This window comes from Mycobacterium sp. SMC-13, from assembly GCF_045311035.1.
Taxonomy (GTDB): Bacteria; Actinomycetota; Actinomycetes; order Mycobacteriales; family Mycobacteriaceae; genus Mycobacterium.
Map to the genome: position 1 here is coordinate 43,863 of NZ_JBJIAI010000018.1, position 26,357 is coordinate 70,219.

At 68.2% G+C, this 26,357-nt stretch carries 23 protein-coding genes; 10 read left to right on the forward strand and 13 right to left on the reverse strand.

Annotated elements, in window-relative coordinates; genetic code table 11:
• Nucleotides 1-57: 57 nt before the first annotated feature.
• Nucleotides 58-1,305 (reverse strand): diaminopimelate decarboxylase, encoded by a 1,248-nt coding sequence (locus tag ACJH6I_RS22885; RefSeq protein WP_318986720.1) that lies wholly within the window; start codon nucleotides 1,303-1,305, stop codon nucleotides 58-60.
• A 107-nt stretch (nucleotides 1,306-1,412) separates the two neighbouring features.
• Here ACJH6I_RS22885 and mfd point away from each other — a divergent pair, with 107 nt between their 5' ends.
• Nucleotides 1,413-5,063 (forward strand): transcription-repair coupling factor, encoded by a 3,651-nt coding sequence (gene mfd / locus ACJH6I_RS22890; protein WP_318986719.1) that lies wholly within the window; start codon nucleotides 1,413-1,415, stop codon nucleotides 5,061-5,063.
• Nucleotides 5,060-6,007: a nucleoside triphosphate pyrophosphohydrolase gene (locus ACJH6I_RS22895; RefSeq protein WP_318986718.1), complete on the forward strand. Its 948-nt coding sequence runs from the start codon at nucleotides 5,060-5,062 to the stop codon at nucleotides 6,005-6,007. The genes mfd and ACJH6I_RS22895 overlap by 4 nt, the downstream gene beginning before the upstream one ends.
• Here ACJH6I_RS22895 and ACJH6I_RS22900 read toward each other — a convergent pair.
• Nucleotides 5,995-6,687: an alpha/beta hydrolase gene (locus ACJH6I_RS22900; protein WP_318986717.1), complete on the reverse strand. Its 693-nt coding sequence runs from the start codon at nucleotides 6,685-6,687 to the stop codon at nucleotides 5,995-5,997. The genes ACJH6I_RS22895 and ACJH6I_RS22900 overlap by 13 nt on opposite strands.
• A gap of 34 nt (nucleotides 6,688-6,721) precedes the next feature.
• Here ACJH6I_RS22900 and ACJH6I_RS22905 point away from each other — a divergent pair, with 34 nt between their 5' ends.
• Together ACJH6I_RS22905 and ACJH6I_RS22910 are read left to right on the forward strand one after the other, a co-directional pair.
• Nucleotides 6,722-7,672, forward strand: coding sequence for a cupin domain-containing protein (locus ACJH6I_RS22905; RefSeq protein WP_406784531.1), 951 nt, complete (start codon nucleotides 6,722-6,724; stop codon nucleotides 7,670-7,672).
• Between the two features lie 303 nt (nucleotides 7,673-7,975).
• Nucleotides 7,976-8,263, forward strand: a complete 288-nt coding sequence (locus ACJH6I_RS22910; RefSeq protein WP_318986715.1) for a hypothetical protein — start codon at nucleotides 7,976-7,978, stop codon at nucleotides 8,261-8,263.
• On the opposite strand, the gene efeB is transcribed toward ACJH6I_RS22910, so the two are convergent.
• Genes efeB through efeU form a run of 3 tightly spaced genes read right to left on the reverse strand, consistent with a single transcriptional unit; the run spans nucleotide 8,236 to nucleotide 11,583 of the window.
• On the reverse strand, nucleotides 8,236-9,549 hold the full coding sequence (gene efeB, locus ACJH6I_RS22915) for an iron uptake transporter deferrochelatase/peroxidase subunit (RefSeq protein WP_318986714.1): 1,314 nt from the start codon (nucleotides 9,547-9,549) through the stop codon (nucleotides 8,236-8,238). The two genes, ACJH6I_RS22910 and efeB, sit on opposite strands and share 28 nt — an antisense overlap.
• Nucleotides 9,530-10,690 carry an iron uptake system protein EfeO gene (gene efeO / locus ACJH6I_RS22920; protein WP_318986713.1) on the reverse strand — a complete coding sequence of 387 codons (1,161 nt, stop codon included), beginning with the start codon at nucleotides 10,688-10,690 and terminating at the stop codon, nucleotides 9,530-9,532. The genes efeB and efeO overlap by 20 nt, the downstream gene beginning before the upstream one ends.
• Nucleotides 10,687-11,583, reverse strand: a complete 897-nt coding sequence (gene efeU, locus ACJH6I_RS22925; protein ID WP_212812868.1) for an iron uptake transporter permease EfeU — start codon at nucleotides 11,581-11,583, stop codon at nucleotides 10,687-10,689. Before efeU ends, efeO begins: the two co-directional genes overlap by 4 nt.
• A gap of 193 nt (nucleotides 11,584-11,776) precedes the next feature.
• Here efeU and ACJH6I_RS22930 point away from each other — a divergent pair, with 193 nt between their 5' ends.
• From ACJH6I_RS22930 to ACJH6I_RS22950, 5 genes are all read left to right on the forward strand, one after another.
• Complete coding sequence (locus ACJH6I_RS22930; RefSeq protein WP_226520764.1) at nucleotides 11,777-12,502, forward strand: lytic transglycosylase domain-containing protein; 726 nt, start codon at nucleotides 11,777-11,779, stop codon at nucleotides 12,500-12,502.
• A 99-nt stretch (nucleotides 12,503-12,601) separates the two neighbouring features.
• The gene (eno, locus tag ACJH6I_RS22935; protein WP_406784532.1) at nucleotides 12,602-13,891 is read left to right on the forward strand and encodes a phosphopyruvate hydratase; all 1,290 of its coding nucleotides are present in this window, start codon (nucleotides 12,602-12,604) and stop codon (nucleotides 13,889-13,891) included.
• 23 nt (nucleotides 13,892-13,914) lie between these two features.
• Nucleotides 13,915-14,610 carry a septum formation initiator family protein gene (locus tag ACJH6I_RS22940; RefSeq protein ID WP_318986709.1) on the forward strand — a complete coding sequence of 232 codons (696 nt, stop codon included), beginning with the start codon at nucleotides 13,915-13,917 and terminating at the stop codon, nucleotides 14,608-14,610.
• Nucleotides 14,603-15,094: a DUF501 domain-containing protein gene (locus ACJH6I_RS22945; protein WP_020099117.1), complete on the forward strand. Its 492-nt coding sequence runs from the start codon at nucleotides 14,603-14,605 to the stop codon at nucleotides 15,092-15,094. The genes ACJH6I_RS22940 and ACJH6I_RS22945 overlap by 8 nt, the downstream gene beginning before the upstream one ends.
• Entirely contained in the window at nucleotides 15,091-16,071 is a 981-nt protein-coding gene (locus tag ACJH6I_RS22950; RefSeq protein ID WP_318986708.1) for a Ppx/GppA phosphatase family protein, read from the forward strand. The genes ACJH6I_RS22945 and ACJH6I_RS22950 overlap by 4 nt, the downstream gene beginning before the upstream one ends.
• A gap of 345 nt (nucleotides 16,072-16,416) precedes the next feature.
• Here ACJH6I_RS22950 and ACJH6I_RS22955 read toward each other — a convergent pair whose 3' ends face one another.
• Nucleotides 16,417-17,172, reverse strand: coding sequence for a cutinase family protein (locus tag ACJH6I_RS22955; protein WP_318986707.1), 756 nt, complete (start codon nucleotides 17,170-17,172; stop codon nucleotides 16,417-16,419).
• A gap of 257 nt (nucleotides 17,173-17,429) precedes the next feature.
• Between ACJH6I_RS22955 and ACJH6I_RS22960 the strand changes: the two genes are divergently transcribed.
• The gene (locus ACJH6I_RS22960) at nucleotides 17,430-18,257 is read left to right on the forward strand and encodes a methyltransferase domain-containing protein (RefSeq protein WP_318986706.1); all 828 of its coding nucleotides are present in this window, start codon (nucleotides 17,430-17,432) and stop codon (nucleotides 18,255-18,257) included.
• Nucleotide 18,258: 1 nt separating this feature from the next.
• Here ACJH6I_RS22960 and ACJH6I_RS22965 read toward each other — a convergent pair whose 3' ends face one another.
• Genes ACJH6I_RS22965 through ACJH6I_RS22995 form a run of 7 tightly spaced genes read right to left on the reverse strand, consistent with a single transcriptional unit; the run spans nucleotide 18,259 to nucleotide 26,319 of the window.
• The gene (locus ACJH6I_RS22965) at nucleotides 18,259-18,939 is read right to left on the reverse strand and encodes a response regulator (RefSeq protein ID WP_020099121.1); all 681 of its coding nucleotides are present in this window, start codon (nucleotides 18,937-18,939) and stop codon (nucleotides 18,259-18,261) included.
• On the reverse strand, nucleotides 18,936-21,464 hold the full coding sequence (locus ACJH6I_RS22970) for a sensor histidine kinase KdpD (protein ID WP_318986705.1): 2,529 nt from the start codon (nucleotides 21,462-21,464) through the stop codon (nucleotides 18,936-18,938). The genes ACJH6I_RS22965 and ACJH6I_RS22970 overlap by 4 nt, the downstream gene beginning before the upstream one ends.
• Nucleotides 21,464-22,351: a potassium-transporting ATPase subunit C gene (locus ACJH6I_RS22975; protein WP_318986704.1), complete on the reverse strand. Its 888-nt coding sequence runs from the start codon at nucleotides 22,349-22,351 to the stop codon at nucleotides 21,464-21,466. The genes ACJH6I_RS22970 and ACJH6I_RS22975 overlap by 1 nt, the downstream gene beginning before the upstream one ends.
• A gap of 2 nt (nucleotides 22,352-22,353) precedes the next feature.
• On the reverse strand, nucleotides 22,354-24,468 hold the full coding sequence (gene kdpB / locus ACJH6I_RS22980; RefSeq protein WP_318986703.1) for a potassium-transporting ATPase subunit KdpB: 2,115 nt from the start codon (nucleotides 24,466-24,468) through the stop codon (nucleotides 22,354-22,356).
• Nucleotides 24,468-26,138: a potassium-transporting ATPase subunit KdpA gene (gene kdpA, locus ACJH6I_RS22985; protein WP_318986702.1), complete on the reverse strand. Its 1,671-nt coding sequence runs from the start codon at nucleotides 26,136-26,138 to the stop codon at nucleotides 24,468-24,470. Before kdpA ends, kdpB begins: the two co-directional genes overlap by 1 nt.
• Nucleotides 26,138-26,227, reverse strand: coding sequence for a K+-transporting ATPase subunit F (locus tag ACJH6I_RS22990; protein ID WP_020099126.1), 90 nt, complete (start codon nucleotides 26,225-26,227; stop codon nucleotides 26,138-26,140). Before ACJH6I_RS22990 ends, kdpA begins: the two co-directional genes overlap by 1 nt.
• A complete protein-coding gene (locus ACJH6I_RS22995) occupies nucleotides 26,224-26,319 on the reverse strand; it encodes a potassium-transporting ATPase (RefSeq protein WP_318986701.1) in 96 nt (31 codons plus the stop codon). The genes ACJH6I_RS22990 and ACJH6I_RS22995 overlap by 4 nt, the downstream gene beginning before the upstream one ends.
• Between the last annotated feature and the right edge of the window lie 38 nt (nucleotides 26,320-26,357).

A 26,357-nucleotide genomic window follows, 5' to 3' on the forward strand; every position in this document is an offset into this window, starting at 1 on the left:
ATTCCCTGTCAACAGGCTAGCGTCTCGCAACCGCTGTCGTAGACGGGAATTCCACCGTCAGCCGCAGTCGCGCAGCAGCAGGTCCGCGGTGGTCTCGCGGCGGATCAGTGCCCGGACCCGGCGGTCGCACACGGCGATGACCGGCGGCCGCGTCGTCATGGTGAAGTTCGACGCCATGCTGTGGTGGTAGGCGCCGGTGCACGCGGTGGCGAGCAGATCGCCGGGGTGGACGTCGTCGGGCAGGTCGAGATCGCCGGCGATGACGGAGCCGTCGCGGCCGACGACGGTGGACGGCCGCGTGGGCCCGAGTGGGTGCCGGTTGGCAAGGGCGACAGTGTAATTCGCAACCGGCGCGGAATGCGGGTGGCTGCCGTCGACGGTGACGACGGCGCGGCCGTCGGTGCGGGCCGACACCGATTGCACGCGGTGCAGCGTCACGCCGGCGCGGCCGCTGATCGCCCGGCCGGGTTCGACGACGAGCCGGGGACGGGGGAACCGGTTGGCGGCGCAGGCGGCGTCGAGGGCGTCTTCGAGGAAATCGGCCAGGGCCGGCACGTCGAGTTCGGGTTCCCCGGTGCGGTAGGCGATGGCGTGGCCGCCGCCGATGTTCAGCTCGGTGAGCACCACGCCGTGGGCGGCGCGCACATCGGTCATGGTGTCGACGAGGCCGCGGACGGCTTCGACGTAGACCTCCGGTTCGGCGATCTGCGTGCCGAGATTGCAGTACAGCCCGGCCAGCGGCAGTTGCGGCGTGGCCAGTGCGCGACGGACGGTCGGCAGCACGTCGACACCGGGCCGGACCTGCAGCAGCACGGCCTGCCGCCGGCGCGCGACGCCGGCCAGGTAGGCCATCTCGATGGGGCAATCCAACACGATGCGGCCGACGCCGGCGCCCGCCGCCGTTGCCAGTTCGTCGACCGACTTGCCGCTGCCGTGGACGACGATGCGCGCGGGGTCCATGCCGCCGGCGAGCGCCGTGGCCAGCTCGGCCGTCGAACACACCGCCATGCCGAGGCCGGCTTCGTGCACCCACCCGGCAACGGTCCTGGTCAGCAGGGACTGGGCGGCGTAGACGACCTCGACACCGCGCAGCGTGGCACGGTAGTGCTGGGCCCGCTTGCGGAAGTCGGCCTCATCCAGAACGTATGCGGGCGTGCCGAACTCGTCGGCCACGTCGGTCAGCGCGACCGACCCGACGCAGAGTCGGCCCAGGGCGTCGACCTGGGTGGTCAGCGGCCAGATGGCGGTGTCGATGCGCGGACGCATGGCGCCCCGCAGGGACGGCAGGATGTCGAGCAGTGTCATGGATCCACCCTGCGCCCCGAATCGGCCGCTGAGCGCCGCGTTGACGATCCCTTGACGGGACGGTGCCCAATATTGACGAAGTCCTGCGAACTACAATCAGAGGCATCATGACCTCCCCGGGGCAGCAATCGATCCAAACCCCGTTGGCGGGGCTCGTCCAACTCGCACTCACCGATCCTGGCCTGCAGGAATTGACGCGGCAGGCCGCTGAGGGTGTCGCCGAGCAGGCTCTGGTGGGCCCGGTCAGCGCACGGCTCCCGGTCGCGGCCGCGCTCGCCGCCGCGGGCCCGGTGCTGGTCGTCACGGCCACCGGTCGCGAGGCCGACGATCTCACCGCCGAACTGCGGGCCGTCCACGGCGACGCCGTGGCGTTGTTCCCGTCGTGGGAGACGCTGCCGCACGAGCGGCTCTCGCCCGGCGTGGACACCGTGGGTGCTCGGCTGACGGTGCTGCGCCGGTTGGCGCTGCCTGATGACGCCCGCCTCGGTCCGCCGCTGCGCGTGGTGGTCACCACGGCCCGGTCGCTGCTGCAGCCGCTGGCCGGCGGGGTGACCGACGCCGAACCCGTGACGCTGACCGTCGGCGGCGAGGCCGACTTCGACGACACCGTCGCGCGGCTGGTCGAGCTGGCCTACACGCGCGTCGACATGGTGGGCAAGCGCGGCGAATTCGCGGTCCGCGGAGGCATTCTCGACGTTTTCACCCCGACTGCCGAGCACCCCGTGCGCGTCGAGTTCTGGGGCGACGAGGTCACCGAGATGCGGATGTTCTCGGTGGCCGACCAGCGGTCCATTCCCGAGATCGCCGTCGACACCGTGATCGCGATGCCGTGCCGTGAACTGCTGCTGACCGCGGACGTCCGCGAACGCGCCGCCGAGATCGGCGCGGGCCTGCCCAGTAGCGACAACCAGGTGACCGGCAGCGTCGCCGACATGATGGCCAAGCTCGCCGAAGGCATTCCGGTCGACGGCATGGAGGCGCTGCTGCCGGTGTTGCGCCCCGGCGAACTGGCGCTGCTCACCGACCGGCTCCCGGCCGGTGCGCCGCTGCTGATCTGCGATCCGGAGAAGGTGCGGACCCGCGCGGCCGACCTGATCAAGACAGGCCGCGAGTTCCTGGAGGCCTCGTGGTCGGTGGCCGCCGTGGGTGGCGACGCGCCGATCGACATCGAGCAGCTCGGCGGTTCGGGCTTCCGGGACTTCGTTGAGGTCCGTGAATCCGCGGCCGCCGGCGGCCACCCGTGGTGGACGCTGAGCCAGCTGGCCAACGAGTCGGCGCAGGAGCTCGACATCCGGCCGGCGCCGTCGGCGCGCAGCCAGCAGAGCCTCGAAGAGATTTTCGCGATGCTGCGGGCGCACATCGCCACCGGCGGGCTCGCCGCGGTGGTGACGCCGGGCACCGGTACCGCACACCGCGTGGTCGAGCAACTCGGCGAATCCGACGTCGCCGCAACGATGTTGGAACCCGGCGAGGTGCCGAAGCCTGGTGTCGTCGGTGTGCTCAAGGGCCCGCTGCACGACGGTCTGGTGCTGGCCGGCGTCAACCTCGTGATCATCACCGAGACCGACCTGACGGGTAACCGGGCCGGGGTCACCGAGGGCAAAAGGCTTGCCGCCAAACGGCGCAACGTCGTCGACCCGCTGGCGTTGACGGCCGGCGACCTGGTGGTGCACGACCAGCACGGCATCGGCAAGTTCGTCGAGATGACCGAGCGTGTGGTCGGGGGCGCCCGGCGTGAGTACCTGGTGCTCGAGTACGCGTCGGCCAAACGCGGCGGTGGGTCCGACCGGCTGTACGTGCCGATGGATTCACTGGACCAGCTGTCCCGCTACGTCGGCGGCACCGAGCCCACGCTGAGCCGGCTCGGCGGCAGCGACTGGACCAACACGAAGACCAAGGCGCGCAAGGCCGTTCGCGAGATCGCCGGCGAGCTGGTGTCGCTGTACGCCAAGCGACAGTCCGCGCCGGGGCATGCCTTCGCGCCGGACACCCCGTGGCAGGCCGAGATGGAAGACGCGTTCGGCTTCACCGAGACCATGGACCAGTTGACCGCCATCACCGAGGTCAAGGCCGACATGGAGAAGCCGGTCCCGATGGACCGGGTCATCTGCGGCGACGTCGGCTACGGCAAGACCGAGATCGCGGTCCGCGCGGCGTTCAAGGCCGTACAGGACGGCAAGCAGGTCGCGGTCCTGGTGCCGACGACGCTGCTGGCCGACCAGCACCTGCAGACCTTCACCGCGCGCATGGCGGGCTTCCCGGTGACGGTCAAGGGCCTGTCCCGGTTCACCGATCCGGCCGAATCCCGTTTGGTGGTCGAGGGTTTGAAGGACGGGTCGGTCGACGTGGTGATCGGCACGCACCGGCTGCTGGCGACCGGCGTGACGTGGAAAGATCTGGGTCTGGTGATCGTCGACGAGGAACAGCGGTTCGGCGTCGAGCACAAGGAGCACATCAAATCGATGCGCACCCACGTCGACGTACTGACCATGAGCGCCACCCCGATCCCGCGCACGCTGGAGATGAGCCTCGCGGGCATCCGGGAGATGTCGACGATCCTGACGCCGCCCGAGGAACGCTTCCCGGTGCTGACTTACGTTGGGCCGCATGACGACAAGCAGGTCGCCGCGGCGCTGCGACGCGAGCTGCTGCGGGACGGGCAGGCGTTCTACATCCACAACCGGGTGAAGTCGATCGACAACGCGGCCGCGCGGGTACGCCAGCTGGTGCCCGAGGCGCGCGTCGTGGTCGCGCACGGGCAGATGCCCGAGGAAATGCTGGAGAAGACCGTCGAGGGCTTCTGGAACCGCGAATACGACATCCTGGTCTGTACCACCATTGTCGAGACGGGCCTTGACATTTCGAACGCCAACACCCTGATCGTGGAGCGCGCTGACACGTTCGGCCTGTCGCAGCTGCACCAGCTGCGAGGCCGCGTGGGCCGCAGCCGTGAGCGTGGTTACGCGTATTTCCTGTACCCGCCCGAGGTGCCGCTCACCGAGACCGCGCACGACCGGCTGGCGACCATCGCCCAGAACAACGATCTGGGCGCCGGTATGGCGGTGGCGATGAAGGACCTCGAGATCCGTGGTGCGGGCAACGTGCTCGGTGTCGAACAGTCCGGGCACGTCGCGGGCGTTGGATTCGACCTGTACGTCCGGCTGGTCGGTGAGGCCGTCGAGGCCTACCGGGCCGCCGTGGACGGCAAAACCATTGCGGCCGTGGAGGAACCGAAGGAGGTGCGGGTCGACCTGCCGATCGATGCCCACCTGCCGCCGGACTACATCGGCAGCGACCGGCTGCGACTCGAGGCCTACCGCCGGCTGGCCGCGGCGTCCGACCACGCGGCGGTGGCGTCGGTGGTCGAGGAGCTGGTGGACCGCTACGGACCACTGCCCGAACCCGCGCAGCGCCTCGTCGCGGTGGCGCGCCTGCGGCTGCTGTGCCGCGAGTACGGCGTCACCGAGGTCAGCGCGATCTCGGACTCGACCATCCGGCTGACGCCCCTGACGCTCATGGACTCGGGGCAGCTGCGCCTGAAACGGATGTATCCCGGCGCGACGTACCGGGCCACCACGTCGACGGTGCAGATCCCGATTCCGCGGGCCGGTGCCGGGGTCGGGGCACCGCGTATCCGGGACCTGGAGCTGGCCCGTGCGGTGGCGGGTTTGCTGCTGGTGCTCGACGGGAAAGCGGCAGGTGAAGTTGATATCACCGACCTGGGAGGTAGCGCGGTGGGAGAGGCGGATCGCACATGACGGTCGTCCTGGTCGATCCGCGCCGCCCCTCGCTGATGCCGATCGACGCGCTCGTGCTGCTCACCGGCGACGTGCAGTACACCGAGGAACTGCCGGTCAAGGTGCCGTGGTCGTTGCCGTCGGGCCGGCCGGCCTACGGCGACGCCGACAATCCGGCGCCCGTGCTGTTGTCGTCCGATCCGGAGCATCCGCAGGTGCGGGCGCGGCTCGCGGCCGGTGAGAAGCTGATCGCGGCGGACAGTTCGCAGCCGGGCGAGCGGCTCATCGACGCCGTCACGATGATGGACAAGCTGCGCACCAACGGCCCTTGGGAGAGCGAGCAGACGCACGACTCGCTGCGCCGGTATCTGCTGGAGGAGACCTACGAGCTGTTCGACGCGGTGCGGGGCGGCAACGCCGACGACGTCCGCGAGGAACTCGGGGATGTGTTGCTGCAGGTGCTGTTTCACGCCCGCATTGCCGAAGACGCGCCCCTGCACCCGTTCGGCATCGACGACGTGGCCGACACCCTGATCCGAAAGCTCGGCAATCGCGTACCGGCAGTGCTTGCCGGACAAGAGATTTCGCTGGAAGACCAGATTGCGCAGTGGGAGGAGCGCAAAGCACTCGAGAAGGCTGCGCGGACGTCGTGCATGGACGAGGTGCCGACGGCACTGCCGGCGCTGGCCCTGGCGCAGAAGCTGATCGAACGGGCCGGCACGGCCGGTCTGCCGTCCGATCTGCTTCCGGCCGGACTCACCTCGGTGACCCTGGCACCTGACTTCGACGCCGAGAGTGCCTTGCGCACAGTGGCTCTCGAATTCATCGATACCGTGCGGGAGGCCGAGCGCCGCATCGTCGCCGCCCGCCGCGGCGACGAAGTGGCGGTGGAGTTGGACGCGGCACCGCTGGGTGCTGTGTCAGAGGATGAGTGGCGGGAGCACTGGCCGGTTCAGGTCGACTGAGTCGCAGCCTCGTCGATCAGGTCGGCCACGGCCGCCGCCTGTGAAGCCAGCGACGCGTGGCTGGCGTCCAGTTCGATGATCTTGCGCGGGTTCATGCGCTCCGCCATGCGGCGTTCGTTGTCGGGGTGGATCATGCGGTCCTGTGTGGACACCTGATACCACGACGGCTTGACCCGCCAGGCCGGCACCGTCACCGTGTCACCGAAAGTCGATGCCAGCGGGGCCTTTTGGGTGACGGCCATGACGAGCGCGTCATCGGGCGACAGGTCCTGGCAGAAGCTCTCGTGGAACTTGTCTTGGAGGACCCAGAGGTAGCCGTCCGAATCGGGTGCGAGGTTGGCCGCCGCTGCGGGCGGCATCTCCTGGGTGATCCCGCCGGGGCTCTCCCCGGCGTCGGGTGCGAAGGCCGCGATATAGACCAGGGCCTTCACATTGGGCAGGTCTCCGGCTTCGGTGATGACGGCCCCGCCGTACGAGTGCCCGACCAGGACGACGGGACCGTCGACCTGACTGACCATCTTGCGGGTGCGCTCGGCATCGTCGGCCAGCGACGTCAGCGGGTTCTCCACCGCGCGCAGCGACGGGTAGCCACGCCGGTTCAGTTCGACGATCACGTTGGCCCAGTGGGCGGCACCGCCCCAGAATCCGTGGACCAGGACGACTGTTGGTTTTTCGGTCATGCGGTGACAGTATTTGGACGATGAGGCAAGTTCAATGACTGATCAGGCGCCAAACTTTGCCGATTCACCGCCACCTGTGTCCGATGCGTTCTCCGAGATCCTCGACACCGTGCGCCTGCGCGGTCAGCACGTCGCCCGTTATGCGCCCCGCTGCGTGCCGTTCACCATCGCGATGCCGGGGCAACGCCTCCTGCACATCGTCGAGCACGGCGACGTCCGGCTCCGGGTGCGCGGCGGCGGTCCGGCGATCACGCTGCGCGGTGGCGACCTGGTGCTCCTGGCCCGCGGTGACCGGCACCAGCTGCAGGCGGGGCCCGACGTACCGGTCCGCGAGATCGTCGACGCTGACCGCTACACCGACGAAGATGAACTCCCGCAACATGATTCGCCGCGCTGGGTGACCGGGACGTTCGCGGTCGACGACGCCGTCGCCGATCCGCTGTTGTCGGTGCTGCCCCCGGCCATCATGGTGCCCGGTGGCGGGGTGGATCGGGAGTGGCTGGAGGTCAGTCTGCGGCTGCTGGTGGCAGAGGTCGCGGCGCCGCGGCCCGGCTCGGCGGTGATGATCTCGCGCATCCTGGACCTGCTGTTCATCCACACCTTGAGGGCCTGGTCGCGCGACACGGCCGCGCCGTCGGGCTGGCTGACTGCCGCGTTGGATCCGGTACTGGGTCAAGTGCTTTCGGCCGTTCACCAGGATTTGGCGCGGCCGTGGTCGGTCGCCGAACTGGCTCAGATGGCCAACCTGTCGCGGACCGCGTTCGCCGATCGGTTCACCCGGCTGCTGGGGTGTCCGCCCGCCGGCTACCTCATCGACCGCCGGCTCGACCGGGCGGCGCAGTTGTTGCGGACGGATACCGCGTCGGTCGCTGCGATCGCCGCGGCAGTGGGCTATTCCTCCGAAGCCGGTTTCAGCCGGGCATTCAGCCGGCGGTTCGGGGCCCCGCCGCTGCGCTGGCGCAACACCGTCGGCGGCGCGGACTGACGAGTCGGCACATTCGTCACTCCCGTTGCCACGCGAGCTTCGGCGAGCCTGACCGCAGGGTGATTTTCGAGCTGGATTTCCGCCGTCAGGTCAGTCTCGCGTGATGCGACGGCGCCGTACCGCTTGAACGCAATGCCACGGTGATTTTCGGGCCGGTTTACCGCCACCCCGTTACGTTCGAGCGCGCCGGCTGACACAGCACGCGTGCCTCACGAACTTGGGATCGGTAGCCGGCGGGCCCCGGTGTGATTGCTCCAACGACGCCGACAACGAGCGTCCGAGACACCTGAGGAAGGAATCACCATGAAGCTCCCCGCCGCCATCGAACAGCACGTCAACCGCTTCGATCGTCAGCAGAGCCTGATCATCGCGATCAGCACCGGCCTGCTGGCCTTCTGGTCGGGCTACCGTGTCGCCTGGTCGCTGTACCTGACCATGACCTACGACTTCCTGTTCGGCTCGCTGGTCTTCCAGATCGCCCTGTGGGGTGTCATCGGTGCGGCGGCAGCGCTCGCGTCGTTCGCGTTCTACAACCGCTACCGCACCGCCGAGCAGCCCGACACTCAGCCGAGCAGCGTCGATCCCCAGTAGTCCGACGAACCATCACGCACACCCGGCGGGCAGGCGAAGATGCCGCTGCCGGTGTGCGTGATGTATTCGTTCAGGGCGTCGTTGTCGGACAACTTGGTCTGCATCGGGATGAACGATTCGGCCGGGTTGCGGACGAACGCGATGAAGAACAGACCCGCATCCAGGTGGCCGAAACCGTCTGAGCCGTCGGTGAAGTTGTAGCCGCGGCGCAGAATCTGGGCGCCGTTGTTGGCTTCGGGCGAGGCCAAGCGCACATGCGAGTCGACGTCGATCAGCGGCGCGCCGTCGGCGCCCTTGCTCTCGAAGTCGAGCGGGGTGAATTCGTCGGTGTACCCGTTGGGTGCGCCGCTGCCCTTCTGCCGGCCGATCACCCGCTCCTGCTCCGCCAGCACGGTGCGGTCCCACGATTCGATGAGCATCCGGATGCGCCGGCTGATCAGATACGAACCGCCCGTCATCCAGGCCGGCCCGTCGCCACTGGCGACCCAGACGTGCTTGTCGATGGCCGACGTGTCCTCGGCCTTGAGATTGTTGGTTCCGTCCTTGAACCCGAACAGGTTTCGCGGTGTGGACTGATTTCGCGTGGTCGACGACGTGCGGCCGAACCCCAGCTGCGAGTACCGCACCGCGACCGTGCCAAAGCCGACGCGGGCGAGGTTGCGGATGGCGTGCACGGCGACCTGCGGGTCGTTGGCGCAGGCCTGCACGACGATGTCGCCGCCGCACCGCTTCGGGTCGAGCGTCTCGTTGCGGAACTTGGGCAGGTCGACCAGATGCGCCGGCCGCTGCCCGTCGATGCCGAACCGGTCCTTGCCGTCCTTGCGGAAGAACGTGGGGCCGAAGCCGATGGTGAGGGTCAACGCAGAGGGCGAAAGGCCAAGGGCCTCACCGGTATCCGCCGGCGGGGCGTACGGATTGAGCCCGATGGCCCCGTGGGCGACGGCCTCCTCGCCGAGCGTCATGCGCTCGGCCATCTCGGTCCACTTCTTCAGCATTGCCACGACGTCGGCCTTCTTGTCCGTCGTAACGTCGAAGGTGGCGAAGTGCATGCGGTCCTGCGCCGCGGTGACGATGCCCGCCTGGTGGGTGCCGCGGAACGGCACCGGCCTACCCAGGGTGTCCTCGACGACGGCCGCGGAGGAGCGGCCGGCCAGCGCACCGGTGGCGGCGGCGCCGACGACGGCAGCCGTCACCCCGGCGGCGCCGAAGAGCTTGCGCCGGCTGAGCCCACCGGACTCGGTCACGGCCGGCTCAGTGGGCTTGGGCTCACTGCTTGGCGACGACACCCTGCACCTCGCTGACCTCCTTGCTCAAAGCGTCGACGGCGCGCGAAAGTTCTTGCCGCTCAGGCTCGGTCACCTTGTCGTAGGAGATGAAGCCGTCGCCCTGGCGCCACTTGTCCAGCAGCTTCTGGACGTTGTCGAAGGCCGCCTCGACGTCCTTGCCCAGCTGCGGGTTGCGCTCGTCGAGGATCGGGTCGACCGAGCCGACCGCGGTGCGCGAGCCCTCGATGTTGGCCTGGATGTCCCAGAGGTCGGTGTGGCTGAAAATGTCTTCTTCACCCGTGATCTTGGTCTTGGCGATCTCGTCCAGCAGCTCCTGCGCGCCGCCGGCGATCTTGGTGGAGTCGATGGTCCACTTCGGATCCTTGACGCCCGCGTCGAGCTCCTTGACGTCGGCGACCAGCTGGTCGGCCAGGGCATTGGCGTCGGGCTGCAGTCCGGTGACCCACAGCTGCTTCTCCAGCACGTGGAAGCCGGTCCACTTGTCGCCCGGCTTGACGTCGGCTTCACGCAGGTCGATCCGCGGGTCCAGGTCGTCGGGGAACGACTCGGCGACCGGCTCGATGCGCTCGTAGAAGGTGCGGGCCTTCGGGTACTGCGCCTTGGCGCCGGCGACGTCACCCTTCTTCACGGCGGCGGCGAAGGCCTCGGTCGCGGGCACCAGCGCGGTGGTCTGCTCGACGACGTACTTCTTGTAGAAGTCCGCGGCTTCCTTGAACTTGCCGGTGTCGTCGATCTTGACGGTGTCGCCGGTGACGGTGAAGTCGCCGCGGATGCCGTCGCCGACCATGCCGGGCTTGCACGCGGTCTTGTAGGTGCCGGCTTCGGGCAGCTGCACGATCAGCTTGCGCTGCAGGCCGGGGGAGACGTTCTCGATCTCGCCCATGACCTTGTCGCCGGGGCCGTAGACGTAGAACTCGGTGACCTTGGTGCCGTTGTTGGTGACGACGAAGGTGCTCGGGCCCGTCTTGGCCGACGTTGCCGACAGCTTGCAGGCATCATCGGTCGCGGTCACGGTGATCTCGCCGGAGGCGGACTTGTTCTCGTCCGTCTTGGACGAGCACGCGGAGACCGCGGTCAGGCCGGCGAGCAGGGCTACCGATGCAGCTACGCCGGTCTTGACGTTCAGGGCAGCGAGATTCACTTGGCGGACCTTTCGAGGGTGGCAGCAGGGGCGGGTTTGGCTGCGACGGGTCGCAGGAACAGCGTCAGGACGACCACGAGGTACGCCAGCCAGCAGACGAACTGCAGGATCGAGGGGGCGGGGCTGATGTTGAAGACGCCCTGGATCACCTGGCCGTACCACGACGACCAGTTGAAGGCGCCGGTCATGTCGAAGGCCTTGGCGCCCAGCCCGGGCAGCCAGCCGACGGTCTGCAGCGCGTGGATGGCGTACGACAGGATGCCCGCGGCGACGACGACGAGGAACGCGCCGGTGTACTTGAAGAACTTGGCCAGGTTGATCCGCACCGCGCCGGCGTACATGCCGTACGCGACGACGACGGCGATGAGCAGACCGATCACGAGTCCGGCCAGCGGCCAGGCGGTGGACGCGTTGGCGTAGCCGACCATGAACAGCGCCGTTTCGACGCCCTCGCGGCCGACGGCCAGGAACGCGAGCGTGGCGACGGCCATGCCGCCGGTCTCCAGGGCGCGCGCCATGTCGCTGCGCAGCTCGCCGGAGATGGTGGCCGCGGCTTTGCGCATCCACAGCACCATGGTCGTCACGATGATCACCGCCACCAGGGAGGCGACGCCGGCGATGGCCTCGGCGGCCAGGCCGGAGATGGTGTTCTCGCTGAGCTGGATCGTCAGGAACACACCGATGGTCATCGCGATGGCTGCGGCGACGCCGAGCCAGACCCACTTGAGGGCGTCGCGGCGGTCGGATTTCACGAGGAAGGCGATGAGGATGGTGACGACGATCGCAGTTTCCAGGCCTTCGCGAAGCCCGATCAGCAAGCTGCCAAATAGCTGTGAGGAAACGCCGGGGCCGGCGGCGACCAGCGATGTCGAGACCGCGAAAGTGGTGGTCATCCGCAATCCTTAGATAGACTAAACGGCAACACAGGTTTGCCTTGCCAAAGGAAGGCAAGCCAACCTTATCAGCGGATGGGCGACCGTCGTACCTTCGTGCCGGAAAGCTTGCGCTTCGGGGTGCGCTCAGCCCGGCATGCGACGATGACGGGACGACGAATCCGTCGAAATCTCTGGGTATAGGGGAGTACCGGTGTTGCGAGCGCGATGGCTGCGGGCGAGCGCTGTTGTCGCCGCGACGGCGCTCCTGATGGCCTCGAGCTGCTCATTTCAGCCCGGCTACCTGCGCGGAGTGCCGCCGCCACCCGGGCCCGCCGTGCCCCCGATCAACACTCATGTGAAGGGTCGGGGCGCGGACCAGCTGCATGACTGGGCCGAGCATCTGGCACCGCCTCTCGGCATTCCGGTCATGGCGCTGGAGGCCTACGGGTACGCCGCGCGCGTGGCCGAGGTCGAGAACCCCAAGTGCCACATCGCGTGGACGACGCTCGCCGGCATCGGCATGGTCGAGAGCCATCACGGCACCTACCGCGGCGCGACCATCGCCCCGAACGGCGACGTCACGCCCCCGATCCGCGGTGTGCCACTCGACGGCACCATGAACAATCTGCGGATTCCGGACTCCGACTCGGGCAGCATGGACAGCGACGACGCCGTCGACCGCGCCATGGGGCCCATGCAGTTCATCCCGGACACCTGGCGGTTGTACGGCGTTGACGCCAACAACACCGGTTTCGCCAGCCCCGACAACATCGACGACGCCGCGCTGTCGGCGGCGGGTTACCTCTGTTACCGCGGCAAGGATCTGTCCAGCCCGCACGGCTGGATGGACGCGCTGCACGCCTACAACCTGTCCGACGACTACGCCCGCGCCGTGCGGGACTGGGCGACGGCGTACGCGAACGGGCACCAGAGATAGGTCTGCGAATAGCTACCGGTAGCTGACGCACTTCACACCCTGGCACCGTTTAGGCTGATGGGCGTTCGCACGAGTCCGTGACGCCAAAGGGAGACCCAAGTGCCAATCATCGAACAGGTCGGAGCCCGCGAGATTCTCGACTCTCGGGGAAATCCGACGGTCGAGGTCGAGGTCGCTCTGACCGATGGAACCTTCGCTCGCGCGGCGGTGCCGTCGGGTGCGTCGACCGGTGAGCACGAGGCTGTCGAGCTGCGCGACGGCGGCGCCCGTTACCTCGGCAAGGGTGTCGAGAAGGCTGTCGAGGCCGTGCTCGACGAGATCGCGCCCGCGGTCATCGGCCAGGCGGCCGACGACCAGCGCATCATCGACCAGGCGTTGCTGGACCTGGACGGCACCCCGGACAAGTCGCGCCTGGGCGCCAACGCCATCCTCGGCATCTCGCTGGCCGTGGCCAAGGCCGCTGCCGACTCCGCCGGCCTGCCGCTGTTCCGCTACATCGGTGGCCCGAACGCCCACATCCTGCCGGTGCCGATGATGAACATCCTCAACGGTGGCGCGCACGCCGACACCGGCGTCGACGTCCAGGAGTTCATGGTCGCCCCCATCGGTGCGCCGACCTTCAAGGAGTCGCTGCGCTGGGGCGCCGAGGTCTACCACTCGCTCAAGTCGGTGCTCAAGAAGCAGGGGCTGTCGACGGGTCTGGGTGACGAGGGCGGTTTCGCTCCCGACGTCGCCGGCACGCACGCCGCGCTCGAACTGATCAGCACCGCCATCGACGCCACCGGCCTCAAGCTGGGCAGTGACGTGGCGCTGGCCCTGGACGTCGCGGCCACCGAGTTCTACACGGACGGAACGGGTTACGCCTTCGAGAAGCAGACCCGCACCGCCGAGCAGATGGCCGAGTTCTACGCCTCACTGCTCGATGCGTTCCCGCTGGTGTCCATCGAAGACCCGCTGTCCGAGGACGACTGGGACGGCTGGGTCGCGCTGACCACCGCCATCGGTGACCGCGTGCAGCTCGTCGGCGACGACCTGTTCGTCACCAACCCGGAGCGTCTGGAAGAGGGCATCGAGAAGGGCGCCGCCAACGCGCTGCTGGTGAAGGTCAACCAGATCGGCACGCTCACCGAGACCTTGGACGCCGTCGCCCTGGCGCACGCCGCCGGCTACAAGTCGATGATGAGCCACCGCAGTGGCGAGACCGAGGACACCACCATCGCCGACCTGGCCGTCGCGTGCAGCTGTGGCCAGATCAAGACCGGTGCCCCGGCCCGCAGCGAGCGCGTCGCCAAGTACAACCAGCTGCTCCGCATCGAGGAGACCCTGGGTGACGCCGCGCGCTACGCCGGCGACCTGGCGTTCCCGCGTTTCGCGTTGGAAGCCAAGTAGTTTCGCGGGTCTGACCTACCGACATGCCCGATCCCAAACGGCGTTCCCCCGCCTCTCGCCCCGCCAAACCCGGCGAGGCGAAGCGGGGGCGTGCCGGGGCCGGCACGTCGGCGGCCAAGGCGGGTAACCGCCCCAAGGCGGAGCCGCGGCGCGTTCCGGAGAACCTGCCGGCTCCGGTCACCGAGCCCATCCGGCAGGCCTATGCGGAGTCGGTCGAGCACCATGCCGAGCAGCGGCTGGGGTCGGCGGCGCGGCGCGCGGCGATCCTCGCCGTCGTGGTGTGCGTGCTGACCCTGACCATCGCCGGGCCGGTGCGGACGTTCTTCGCGCAGCGCACCGAGATGCAGCAGCTGGCCACCGCCGAGTCCCAATTACGTTCGCAGATAGCCAATTTGGAGCAGCAGAAGGTGAAGCTGGCCGACCCGGTGTACATCGCCGCGCAGGCTCGTGAGCGGTTGGGCTTCGTGATGCCGGGTGACATCCCGTATCAGGTGCAACTGCCTCCCGGCGCCGTCACGACCCCCGTCGCGCCCGCGCCGTCGCCCACCGCCAAGAGCAACCAGCCCTGGTACACCGCGCTGTGGCACACCATCGCCGATCAGCCGCACGGGCTCACGCCGGCGCCTGCCGTCGTCGCGCCCGGTCCCGACGGGGTCACCCCCGATGGTGACGTGCCTCCGACCGATCTGCCCGCACCTCAGGCGCCGCCCGGTGGTTGACGCTGCTGATCTCGAAGCCGTTGCGGCCCAGCTGGGGCGGGAGCCGCGTGGTGTCCTGGAGATCGCCTACCGCTGCCCCAACGGCGAGCCCGGTGTGGTGAAGACCGCGCCGCGACTGCCCGACGGAACCCCTTTTCCCACTTTGTATTACCTGACCCATCCGGCGCTGACGGCCGCGGCCAGCCGGCTCGAGTCGTCGGGTCTCATGCGCGAGATGACCGAACGGCTGCAGGCCTCCGAGGAGCTGGCGGCGGCGTATCGGCGCGCGCACGAGTCGTTCCTGGCCGAGCGGGACGCCATCGAGTCGCTGGGCACGACGTTCTCCGGCGGCGGGATGCCCGACCGGGTCAAGTGCCTGCACGTCGTGATGGCGCATTCGCTCGCAAAAGGCCCGGGCCTCAACCCCTTCGGTGACGAGGCATTGGCGTTGTTGGCAGTTGAACCGGCGATGGCCGGAATTCTGGATCCGAAGGTGTGGGTGTGAGTTCGCGCGTCGCTGCTGTTGACGGCGTGCGGCGGGTCGCCGCGGTGGACTGTGGCACCAATTCCGTCAGACTTCTCATCGCGGACGTCGTCGACGGCCGGTTGCAGGACGTGCACCGCGAGATGCGGATCGTCACCCTCGGTGAAGGTGTCGACGCCACAGGCGAATTCGCGCCCGCCGCGCTCGCCCGGACCGAAGCTGCGTTGGCCGACTACGTCGAGGTGATGCTCGCGCACGACGTGTCCAAGGTGCGGATGGTCGCGACCTCTGCGGCCCGCGACGCCGGCAACCGCGACGAGTTCTTCGCCATGACGGCAAGGCAACTGGGCCGCGTGATGCCGGGTGCCGTCGCGGAAGTCATCACCGGGACCGAGGAAGCCGCGTTGTCGTTTCGCGGCGCCGTCGGCGAATTGGACCCGGCCACAGGGCCTTTCGTTGTCGTCGACCTGGGTGGCGGCTCGACCGAGGTGGTGCTCGGCGGTTCCGGTGCCGCGGTTGCGGATGTGGTCGCGAGCTTCTCGGCCAACATCGGCTGCGTCCGACTCACCGAGCGCTGCCTGCAGACCGACCCGCCCACTGCCGATGAGGTCGCGGCCGCGCGTGCCGTGGTGCGCGAGAAGCTGGCCGAGGCTTTGAGCGTCGTGCCCATTGAGGGTGCCCGGACGTGGGTCGGTGTGGCCGGCACGTTCACCACGGTTGCCGCCCTGGCGCTGGGGCTACCGGAGTACGACTCCGAGGTGATTCATCTGTCCCGCATCGGAATTCCGGATGTGGTCAAGGTGTGCGACGAGCTGATCGCGATGCCGCGGGCGCAACGCGCCGAACTCGGCCCCATGCACCCGGGCCGGGTTCCGGTGATCGGTGGCGGATCGGTCGTCGTCGAGGAATTGGCCCGCGAATTCGGTCAGCGGGCGGGGATCACGGAATTGGTGGTCAGCGAGCACGACATCCTGGACGGCATCGCGCTGTCGGTCTGACCTCGAGCGTGGGGGTTCACGCGGAAAATCGCAGAAAATCCCTCGCCAACCCCCACGGTCGGCGGTCGAGATTTCTGGCTAGACCTTGCAGTTCGGGCGGTTGTGGCAGTGGTGTCCGTCGCGGCAGGCGTTGCACTGACAGCCACAGGTCGACACGTTCTTGGTGGAAACCTTCATTACTGATCACCCCTGATTGTCTCGGCTTATCGAGATATGACTACCTCACCATAGTTCGATCACGGGGCGGAGTGAAGGTCGCAGAGGAGCCCGAACGGTGTCATGACAGACCGACGGCCGGAACCAGTCCTCGTGAGACTGACTTCCGGCCGTCGGCAGGGGGGTGATTCAGTTGGCTGTGTCGTCCGACGCCTGGACCATCGGCGCGGCCGGAGCAGCGGGCGCACCCAGCTGGCGGGCGACGAAGTCCGCGGCCTGGTTGGCCATGCCGTTGAACTTGTAGGCGCTGTGGGCCGAACGGTCCATGCCGCCACCGCAGATCGGGTCGCCGGGGGCGCACAGCTGGATGGTCTTGCCGGCGTAGGCGCTGCCGATGTTGATGGCGGGGGCGCTGCGGTCGGCGACGCTCAGCACGAACGGGCTCGGGGTGCCGAACAGGACGACGGCGGCGACGTGCGAGGCGACCGAGGCGGGCATCGGGCCGGAGATGCCGGCGGGCAGGACGAATCCGGCGGGGACGCTGCTCATCGTGCTGTAGCCGGCGACGGCCGCGCCCTGCGAGTAACCACCGATGACGATCTTGGTGGCGGGGCACGAGGCGGCGATGGACTCGATGCGGTTGGTGGCGTCGGCGACGCCGTCGGCGGCTGCGCCGAAGTCCAGAGAGGCCGGGTAGTTCACGCCGTAGGCGTCGATGTTGCGTCCGGGCATCCGGGCGTTCAGTGCGTCGACGAAGGCTTGGCCGGTGGCACCGACGCCAGGGCTTTCGAAAGTGCCGCGGGCGAAGACCACTTCGACGTTGGCACAGGAGTCGTCGGCGGCGTTGGCCGTGGCGACCGGGCCGGCGATGGCGCCGGCGATGATCGTGAAGGCGGCCACGGCGGTCAGTGCCACCTTGCCGGCCGCGTTACGAATGGCGCTCATGTTGTTTTCCCCGTCCCTTGGAAGTACCAGTTGCCTGGTATAAGCCGAACGGGGGAGCTGCGATTCCGCCGCGCGGTGTGACGTACCGCATACGTAGGGCAACTAAGCATCAGGGATGAACTGCGGGCTCTCCTGCGTTGGGTTGGGGCCCCGCAAATCAGGGTGTCGTCGTTCGCGTCATGGAGAGCGCGAGTGGTCGACCGTGTGCCGAATAAAAATCAGTCGAACTGTGCCTGTCGAATTGTGAGGATGAAGCCGTGATCGACGACTGGCGCAGCATGAACCTGGCGAATTGGGAGGCGCGCGTACCCCTGCACACGGCGCCCGATGGCTACGACCTGGCCGCCTTCGACGACCCCGAATACCTTTCGGCCGTAGTGCGTTACGACCTGCCGCGGCTCGGGCGGCTGGACGGCAGCGACGTGGTGCACCTGCAATGCCACATCGGTACCGACACGGTGTCGCTGGCCCGGCTCGGCGCCCGGTCGGTCACCGGCCTGGACTTCTCACCCGCCGCACTCGACGCGGGCCGCGCGCTGAGCCGTCGGGCCGATGCGGACGTGCGCTTCGTCGAATCAGATGTGGACGGGGCGGTCCGGGCCCTCGGTGCGGCGTGCTGCGACGTGGTCTATACCGGCATCGGTGCCCTGTGCTGGTTGCCCGACATTCGCCGATGGGCGGCCATCGTCGCCGAGCTGCTGAGGCCAGGCGGTCGGCTGTTCATGCGTGAGGGTCATCCGGTGTTGTGGGCGATGTGCGATCCTCGGCCGGACGGTCTGCTGGTGCTGGAATATCCCTACTTCGAGACGGCGGGCACGGTTTTCGTCGAACACGAAAGCTACGCGGGCACGGGTGTCCTCAGCGCGCCCGAGTCGGTCAGCTTCAATCACGGTCTCGGGGAGATCTTCACCGCTCTCACCGACGCCGGCCTCACGGTGACCGCGCTGGAGGAACATCGCGAGGTGCCGTGGAATCCGTTGGGCGAGTCCATGGTCCTCAGCCCTGATTACGAGGAGGAGTACGTCCTCGCCGTGGGTCGTGACCGGATGCCGATGACCTACACCCTCCAAGCGGTGAAACGCTGACCTACTCCTGGAAGCGATACCCCATCCCGGCCTCGGTCAGCAGGTGCTTGGGGTGTGACGGGTCGACTTCGAGCTTGCGGCGCAGCTGCGCGAGATACACCCGGAGGTAGTGGGTCTCCTTGGCATAGGCCGGCCCCCACACTTCTTTGAGCAGTTCCTCGCGGCCGACCAACTTGCCGCGGTTGCGCACCAGCATCTCCAACATGCCCCACTCGGTGGGCGTCAGGTGCACCTCGTTGCCGCTGCGCGTCACCCGCTTGGCCGCCAGATCGACTGTGAACGACGATGTCTCGACGACGGGCTCGTCCGTCTCGGACGCTGCCGCCCCACGGCGCACCGCGGCGCGCAGCCGGGCCAGGAACTCGTCCATGCCGAACGGTTTGGTGACGTAGTCGTCGGCGCCGGCGTCGAGGGCCTCGACCTTGTCCATCGAATCGGTGCGCGCCGACAGCACGATGACGGGCGCGGTGAGCCAGCCGCGCAGCCCGGCCAGGACGTCGATGCCGGACATGTCGGGCAGGCCGAGGTCCAGGATCACCACGTCGGGCTTGTGCTCGGCGGCCGACTTCAGCGCCTCGGCGCCGGTGGCGGCGACAGAGACGTCGTAGCCGCGCACCGACAGGTTGATGCGCAGGGCCCGCAGAATCTGTGGTTCGTCGTCGATGACCAGAACCCGTGTCACGCCCGATCCTTTCCGGCGGCTGCCAGATCAACCACGACGGTCAGGCCGCCGCCGGGGGTGTCGGTGGCAGAAATGGTGCCACCCATCGCTTCGACAAAACCGCGCGCCACCGAAAGGCCAAGCCCCACACCGGTGCTGTTGTCATGATCGCCGAGGCGCTGGAACGGCGCGAACAGTTGCTCTTCGGTGCCGCGGGGGATGCCCGGCCCCTCGTCGACGATGGTGATGAGCACCCGCTCGCCGACCTGCCCGGCATTCACCCGCACCACGCTGCCCGCGGAGTAACGCAGCGCGTTGTCGATGAGGTTGACCAGCACCCGCTCGAGCAGGCCCGCATCGGCCAGCGCGACGGCGTCGCCCACTTCGATCTTGACCCGGTCGAGCCCGCGGTTCGCGTAACCGGTTGCTCCGCGGCTGATTCCGAGCAGCGCCCGCTGCACGACCTCTTCCATGTACACCCGCCGCAGCTCCGGCTTCACCACCCCGGCGGCCAGTCGCGACGAGTCGAGCAGGTTGCCCACCAATGCGGTCAGTTGATCGACCGATTCCTCGATGGTGGCCAACAGTTCGGCGGTGTCCTCGGGCGAGAATCCGACGTCCTCGCTGCGCAAGCTCGACACCGCCGCCTTGGCCGCGGCCAGTGGGGTGCGTAGGTCGTGGCTGACGGCGCTCAGCAGGGAGCGGCGCAGCTCGTCGGCCTTGGCCAGGGCTTCGGCACGGCCGGCTTCCTCGGCCAGGGCGCGCTGGCGCACCAGCCCCGCCGCCTGCCGCGCGACGGCGCCGAGCACCCGGCGATCGCGGGCCTCGGTCTTGCGGCCGGCCATCAGCAGCCAGTATTGGTCGTCGCTGACCTCGATGGCGGTGTCGGCGGAATCGACTGTCACACAGGGTTCTTTGCCGACGCAGGCGACGATGCCGTCCTCCTCGTGCAACAGGCTGACGGCCCGCTGCGCGTACGTCTCCCGGACGCGCTCGAGCAGTGTGGTCAGGTCGGCGCCGCGCAGCACGCTGCCGGCGAACAGGGCCAGCAGCTCGGCCTCCTGCGACGCATGCCGGGCTTCCCGGGATCGTTTGGCGGCACCGTCGACCAGCGCGGCGACGGCGACCGCGACGGCCAGCAGCACCACGACCGTCAGGGCGCTGTCGGGGTCGGCGATGGTGAAGCTGTACCGCGGGGCGACGAAGAAGTAGTTGAGCAGCAGGCCCGACAGCACGGCCGACAAGGCCGCCGGGGCGACGCCGCCGAGCAGCGCGACGACCAGCACGCCGATGAAGAACACCGCGCTCTCGCCGCCGATGTGCAGGAACGGATCCAGTAGTGCGGTGACGGCGGTGATGACGGCGGGCACGACGATCGCGGCGAGCCACGACGCCAGGTGCCGCTGCCCGCGGGTCGCCGTCGACCACGACCAGCCGGGCCGGGACTGCTCATGGGTGACCATGTGCACGTCGATCTTGCCGGAGTTCTGGACGGTCTTGGCGCCGATGCCCTCGTCGAAGAGCCGGGCCCACCGTGACCGCCGCGAGGTGCCGAGCACCAGCTGGGTGGCGTTCATCTCGCGCGCGAAATCCAATAGGGCACTGGGGACGTCACCGTCACTGCCGCCGACGACGGTGTGCAGCGTGGCGCCGAGGCTGGCCGTCAGCTCACGCACCTTGCCCATCTGCGGGGCGGACACGCCCGTCAGGCCGTCGCCGCGAACGACGTGCACCACCATCAGTTCGGCGCTGGATTTGGAGGCGATGCGCGACGCGCGCCGCACCAGGGTCTCGGATTCGGGGCCGCCGGTGACCGCCACGACCACGCGTTCGCGGGCCTCCCAGGTGTCCGAAATATTGTGCTCGGCGCGGTATTTCGCGAGCGCGGCGTCGACCTGGTCGGCCAGCCACAGCAGTGCCAGTTCGCGCAGGGCGGTCAGGTTGCCCTGCCGGAAGTAGTTGGACAGCGCCGCGTCGACGCGTTCGGGTGCATACACGTTGCCGTGGGAGAGCCTGCGGCGCAGGGCTTCCGGGGTGATGTCGACCAGTTCGATCTGGGCGGCACTGCGGACCACGGAGTCCGGCACTGTCTCCTGCTGCTCGATGCCGGTGATCTGGGCGACGACGTCGTTGAGGCTTTCCAGGTGCTGGACGTTCACGGTGGAGATGACGGTGATGCCGGCGTCGAGCAGTTCCTCGACGTCCTGCCAGCGTTTGGCGTTCTTGCTGCCGGGCGTATTGCTGTGCGCCAGTTCGTCGACCAGCACCACCTCGGGGTGGCGCGCCAGCACGGCAGGGACGTCCAACTCGGCGAACGTCCCGCCGCGGTAGTCGATGAACCGCGGCGGGATCCGTTCGATGCCCTCCATCGCCTCGGCCGTCTTCTTGCGACCGTGCGTCTCGACCACGGCGGCGACGACGTCGGTGCCGCGTTCGAGACGGCGGTGCGCCTCGCCGAGCATCGAGAAGGTCTTGCCCACGCCGGGGGCCGCACCCAGGTAGATGCGTAGCTCGCCCCGCTTGTCCGGCGTTCCCATGTCTCCCATCATCCAATACGGGCTGGGTACTTCTGGTCCAACGCGAGATTCAGCTGCAGGACGTTGACCCGCGGCTCACCCATGAAGCCCAGGGCGCGGCCGGTGGTGTTGTCGCGCACCAGCGCCCGGACCTGGTCGGCGGAAAGGTGCCGCGCTTTCGCGACCCGGTCCACCTGCAGGTCGGCGTAGTCGGTCGAGATGTCGGGATCCAGGCCGCTGCCGCTGGCGGTGACGGCGTCGGCCGGCACCTGCGGATCGGCGGGCGCGGCGCCGCGGATGGCGACGATCTGCCCGGCGGTGTAATCTGCGCCGTCCGTGGCGCATTCGACGCGCACGCCCTCATACGCCGCCAGGAACGGCACCTTGGTGGTGGCGCACGGCTGGTTGACGCTGACCACCTGGGTGGGGTGGCTGACGTTGCCGGTGGCGTCCCGGGGGCCGATCACCGACAGCACCGCACCCACACCGTCGGCGGTGCAGAACGGGCGGGCGCCGGCCGCGTGATCCAAGCCCTCGGCGTCGGCGACGGCGTAGCTGCGGGTGCACACCTGGGTCAGCAGGCTCGGCTTGTTGGGCGCATCGACGATGCTCTCGGGGCCGAGATTGCCCGCGCCGCTGGCCATCGGGTCGTACCCGGTGCCGGCGTTGGACGGACGGCTCTGGAAATACTGCGGTAGCGCATTGCCTTTGGCATCGGTGAACAGCTGGCCGATCAGGGAGCTGCCGACGACCTTGCCATTGACCGTGACGAGCGAGCCGTCGGCCTTGTCCTTGAGTCCGGGCAGCTGGGCGATGGCCCAGACGAGGACCGGGTAGGCCAGACCGGTGATGACGGTCAGGACGAGCAGCGCGCGCAGCGCGGCGCTGTGTACGCGAATCAGGTTGCCGATGTTCATGATTAAGACATCCCCGGGATGAACTGGATGAGCAGGTCGATGAGTTTGATGCCGATGAACGGGGCGATGATGCCGCCCAGACCATAGACGTACAGGTTGCGGCTCAAGAGCTTTGACGCACTGCTGGGCGTGTACCTCACACCCCGCAGCGACAGCGGGATCAGCGCGATGATGACGAGGGCGTTGAAGATCACCGCCGACAGGATCGCCGACTGGGGGCTGTGCAGCCGCATGATGTTCAGCAGATCCAGGCCGGGGAACAGGGCCACGAACATCGCCGGGATGATCGCGAAGTACTTCGCGATGTCGTTGGCGATGGAGAACGTGGTCAAGGCGCCGCGGGTGATGAGCAGCTGCTTGCCGATCTCGACGATCTCGATGAGCTTGGTCGGGTCCGAGTCGAGGTCGACCATGTTGCCGGCCTCTTTGGCCGCCGAGGTGCCGGTGTTCATCGCGACGCCGACGTCGGCCTGCGCCAGCGCGGGGGCGTCGTTGGTGCCGTCGCCGGTCATCGCGACGAGCTTGCCGCCGGCCTGCTCCTTCTTGATCAGCGCCAGCTTGTCCTCGGGCGTGGCCTCGGCCAGGAAGTCGTCGACCCCGGCCTCGTCGGCAATCGCCTTGGCGGTCAACGGGTTATCGCCGGTGATCATCACGGTGCGGATGCCCATCTTGCGCATCTCGTCGAACCGCTCACGCATACCCTGCTTGACGACGTCCTTGAGATGGATGACGCCCAAGACCTCAGCGGCCTTGCCGGCCCCGTCGTTGTTGACCCGCCCGACCACCAGCGGGGTACCACCGGCTGCGGAGATGCCGTCGACGATGTCGCCCAATTCGATGGGCACGGTGCCGCCCTGACCCCGAATCCACTCCGCGACGGAATTGGCCGCGCCCTTGCGCAGCTTCTGGCCGTCGTGCAGATCGACACCGGACATCCGGGTCAGCGCGGTGAACTCGACCCACGTGGCATCGGTCAGCTCGCCCGGGGTACGTGCCCGCAGTCCGTGAGCCTCCTTGGCATACACCACGATTGACCGGCCCTCAGGTGTCTCGTCGGCGAGGCTCGACAGCTGCGCCGCGTCGGCGAGCTGGTCGTCGGTGACGCCGGGCACCGGGATGAAGCCCGCGGCCTGCCGGTTGCCGAGCGTGATGGTGCCGGTCTTGTCGAGCAGCAGGGTGTTGACGTCACCGGCGGCTTCCACGGCACGGCCCGACATGGCGAGCACGTTGCGCTGCACCAGCCGGTCCATGCCGGCGATGCCGATGGCCGACAGCAGCGCGCCGATCGTGGTGGGAATCAAACAGACCAGTAGTGAGACCATCACGATGCCGGTGACGCCGAAGCCGTCGAGCGCCTCGGTGTCGGGCACGCCCGGGTTGTTGGCCTTCGAGTAGATGGCCAGCGGCTGCAGCGTCGCGACGGCGAACACGAAGATGATCGTCAGCGCGGCCAGCAGGATGTTGAGCGCGATCTCGTTGGGGGTCTTCTGCCGGTTGGCGCCCTCGACCAGAGCGATCATGCGGTCGACGAAGCTCTCGCCCGGCTTCTGGGTGATCTGTACGACGATGCGGTCGGACAGCACCGTGGTGCCGCCGGTGACAGCGGATCGGTCGCCGCCGGACTCCCGGATGACGGGCGCCGATTCGCCGGTGATCGCCGATTCATCCACGGAGGCAATGCCTTCCACGACGTCACCGTCGCCGGGGATGACCTGCCCGGCCTCGACGACGACGATGTCGCCCTGCTGCAGCAGGGGAGCGGTGATCTCCTCTTCGGTACCGGCACTGCCCGGCGCCCAGCCGACCAGCTTGCGGGCCATGGTGTCGGACTTGGTCTTTCGCAGGCTGGCTGCCTGGGCCTTGCCGCGGCCCTCGGCGACCGCTTCGGCGAGGTTGGCGAAAACGACTGTCAGCCACAGCCAGAACACGATCAGCCAGGCGAACCAGCTGGAGTTCAGCACGGCCAGGACCGTCGACCAGACGGCGCCGACCTCGACGATGAACATCACCGGGTTGCGCCACAGCGTGCGGGGGTCCAGTTTGCGCAGGGCGTCCGGCATGGACTTCCACAGCATCTTCGGGTCGAGCAGGCCGCCCTTTACAGCGGTATCGGACATCAGTGGATTCCTTCAGCAAGGGGGCCGAGCGCCAGCGCCGGCAGGAAGGTCAGGGCGACGAGGATCAGCGTCACGCCGGCGACCATGCCGACGAACTGCGGACGGTGCGTCGGCAGCGTGCCGATCGACGGGGGAGTGCTGCCCTGTTTGGCCAGCGAGCCCGCCAGAGCGAGAACCAGGATCATCGGCAGGAAGCGGCCGATCAGCATCGCCAGGCCCAAAGCCATGTTGTACCAAACCGTATTGACCGACAGGCCGGCGAACGCCGAGCCGTTGTTGTTGGCGGCCGACGTGAAGGCGTACAGCACTTCGGACAGGCCGTGCGGGCCCGAGTTCAGCATCGCCGCACGCTCACCCGGCAGCGCCATCGCAAAAGCGGTGCCGGTCAACACGATCAGCGGCGTGACCAGGAAATAGCTTGCGGCCAGCTTGATCTCCCGCGGCGTGATCTTCTTGCCCAGGTATTCCGGCGTGCGCCCGACCATCAGGCCGGCCACGAACACCGTGATCACCGCGAGGATCAGCATGCCGTACAGGCCCGACCCGGTACCGCCCGGCGCGACCTCACCCAGTTGCATGTTGAACATCGTCATCAGGCCGCCGAGGGACGTGTACGAGTCGTGGAACGAGTTCACCGCACCGGTGGAGGTCAGCGTGGTGGCGCTGGCGAACACCGCCGAATTGGCCACGCCGAAACGCTGTTCCACGCCCTCCATCGACGCTCCGATGGCGGTGGGCACGGTGCCGTGGTGCTGGCTCTGGAACACCAGCATGAGGCTGGCACTGATGATGGCGAGGACCGCCATGACCGCGACGATCGCGTAGCCCTGCTTGCGGCTGTCGACCATCCGGCCGAACGTGCGCGGCAGCGAGAACGAGATCACCAGCAACAGAAAGATCTCCACCCAGTCTGTCCAGGCCGTCGGGTTCTCGAACGGGTGGGCCGAGTTGGCGTTGAAGAAACCGCCACCGTTGGTACCCAGCTCCTTGATCACTTCCTGGCTGGCCACGGGACCACCGGTGGGGGTCTGCTGCGCACCGGCGAGAGTGTTGGCGACCTGGTCGTGCAGGTGGAAGTTCTGGATGGCCCCGCCGGCGATGAGGATCAGCGCGGCAATGACGGCCAGCGGCAACAGGATTCGGATGGTGCCACGCACGAGGTCGACCCAGAAGTTGCCCAGTTCGGTGGCGTGCCGGCGGGCGAACCCGCGCACGAGTGCGACCGCGACGGCCATGCCGACCGCAGCCGACACGAAGTTCTGCACCGACAGACCGGCCATCTGCACCAGGTGGCCCTGGGTGGTCTCACCTGAGTAGGCCTGCCAGTTGGTGTTGGTGACGAAGCTGACGGCGGTGTTCCACGCCAGGTCGGCCGTCATCGGGGTGGCCGGGTCGTTCAGGTGTAGCGGCAGGACACCCTGCACCAGCTGGAAGAAGAAGAGGAACAGCAGCGAGACGGCCGAGAAGGCGAGCGCGCTGCGGGCGTAGGCGCCCCAGTTCTGCTCGGCCTCCGGGTCGGCGCCGATCACTTTGTAGATGAGACGTTCAGCGCGCGAGTGCTTTTCGGACGCATATACGCGGAACATATAGTCGCCCAACGGCACATGCACCGCGGCGAGCGCGACGATCAGCGAGAGCAGGAACGCAATTCCCGCGGCGGTGGGGCTCACTAGAACCGCTCCGGAAAGAGCAGTGCGGCGACCAGGAACAGTGCGATCACCAGACACAGCACCAGGCCGATGGCGTTGGCGTAGTTCATGAGCGCCCTACACCCTTCTCGACGCTCTTCTGGATCACGCCGAGCAGGGCGAAGATCGCCACCGTCAGCACCACGAACACCACTACAGACATGGGTTCTCCCACACGTAAACGGGTCGCCGGCCCTCGGC

Bases quoted from the DNA above. Each gene is read 5' to 3' on its own strand.
- ACJH6I_RS22885 (WP_318986720.1), bottom strand. From the start codon at position 1,305: ATGACACTGCTCGACATCCTGCCGTCCCTGCGGGGCGCCATGCGTCCG.
- mfd (WP_318986719.1), top strand. From the start codon at position 1,413: ATGACCTCCCCGGGGCAGCAATCGATCCAAACCCCGTTGGCGGGGCTC.
- ACJH6I_RS22895 (WP_318986718.1), top strand. From the start codon at position 5,060: ATGACGGTCGTCCTGGTCGATCCGCGCCGCCCCTCGCTGATGCCGATC.
- ACJH6I_RS22900 (WP_318986717.1), bottom strand. From the start codon at position 6,687: ATGACCGAAAAACCAACAGTCGTCCTGGTCCACGGATTCTGGGGCGGT.
- ACJH6I_RS22905 (WP_406784531.1), top strand. From the start codon at position 6,722: ATGACTGATCAGGCGCCAAACTTTGCCGATTCACCGCCACCTGTGTCC.
- ACJH6I_RS22910 (WP_318986715.1), top strand. From the start codon at position 7,976: ATGAAGCTCCCCGCCGCCATCGAACAGCACGTCAACCGCTTCGATCGT.
- efeU (WP_212812868.1), bottom strand. From the start codon at position 11,583: ATGACCACCACTTTCGCGGTCTCGACATCGCTGGTCGCCGCCGGCCCC.
- ACJH6I_RS22940 (WP_318986709.1), top strand. From the start codon at position 13,915: ATGCCCGATCCCAAACGGCGTTCCCCCGCCTCTCGCCCCGCCAAACCC.
- ACJH6I_RS22955 (WP_318986707.1), bottom strand. From the start codon at position 17,172: ATGAGCGCCATTCGTAACGCGGCCGGCAAGGTGGCACTGACCGCCGTG.
- ACJH6I_RS22970 (WP_318986705.1), bottom strand. From the start codon at position 21,464: ATGGGAGACATGGGAACGCCGGACAAGCGGGGCGAGCTACGCATCTAC.
- ACJH6I_RS22975 (WP_318986704.1), bottom strand. From the start codon at position 22,351: ATGAACATCGGCAACCTGATTCGCGTACACAGCGCCGCGCTGCGCGCG.
- kdpB (WP_318986703.1), bottom strand. From the start codon at position 24,468: ATGTCCGATACCGCTGTAAAGGGCGGCCTGCTCGACCCGAAGATGCTG.
- ACJH6I_RS22990 (WP_020099126.1), bottom strand. From the start codon at position 26,227: ATGAACTACGCCAACGCCATCGGCCTGGTGCTGTGTCTGGTGATCGCA.
- ACJH6I_RS22995 (WP_318986701.1), bottom strand. From the start codon at position 26,319: ATGTCTGTAGTGGTGTTCGTGGTGCTGACGGTGGCGATCTTCGCCCTG.